The 777-nt window shown below is 43.0% G+C and carries 1 protein-coding gene; it reads right to left on the bottom strand.

The window, feature by feature from the left end; genetic code table 11:
* Positions 1-94 precede the first annotated feature (94 nt).
* A partial coding sequence (locus AC805_RS15905) for a replication initiation factor domain-containing protein (RefSeq protein WP_197278753.1) occupies positions 95-777 on the bottom strand: 683 nt, incomplete at its 5' end.

Below are 777 nucleotides of genomic sequence, written 5' to 3'. Positions count from 1 at the left end.
CACAAGCCTTTGAATGGTTCGTGTGGAAATTTATAGGCTTCACAATCACATACTAATTTTGTACTTAGTTTGACTGATATGTAAACTGTCATGGCTAAAACCACTCGTCATAGTCTGGTAATCGGGTACATAACCTGACTGCTTCGTTGACCATTGCCCGATGGACTCCTCTCATTCTGCTTTTTCCTGATTCAATTCGTTCTTTGAGCCAGTCTTCAAACGAAACGGTTATTCTTTCAGAAAATTCTTGTACTGTTGCTAATGTTGTTTCGACTTGATGCTCGATCCATTGCATTGATGCTTCTATGGTTGGTTTTGCCCTTTGGCAATGTAGATCTACTGGTTCTGCTTCTAGCCTTGTTAAAAATGCATTCCACCAAAGGAGCTGCATATCTTCTTCATCCCTAAAGTCTATGGCGGAGGTCACTAAGTTGGCGATCGCTTTGGGGAAGTTCTCCGCGGAGAGTAAGTACTCGATCAGGTTTTTGGTGTAGTCGTCTTTATACTCAACCTCCAAACGGTATGCATCTATCTCGCCGTGACTTTCGGCAGATTTGTTGTAGAAGCGGGTTAGTTTGTTGCCGTTGCGTCTGCCCATGTACACGGTGAAGCCTTGTTCTTCTTCTGAACTCTCAAAGTTTTCGATGAAGCTCATTTTTCTGAAGCCTTGATGCTGTCGCTGTTGATAGGCGGTTTTAAAGTATTGGGGCTTTAAGGATTTGCTGTAGTCGTCTACGGCTAGGTCTATTCTCGTAAATCTTGTCTGGTTGGCTATTA

The sequence above is a fragment of the Pseudanabaena sp. 'Roaring Creek' genome, from assembly GCF_001402795.1.
In the GTDB taxonomy this organism is placed as follows: Bacteria; Cyanobacteriota; Cyanobacteriia; order Pseudanabaenales; family Pseudanabaenaceae; genus Pseudanabaena.
Note: the sequence above shows the minus strand (reverse complement) of the source record. Positions and strands in the feature narration are given on the sequence as shown.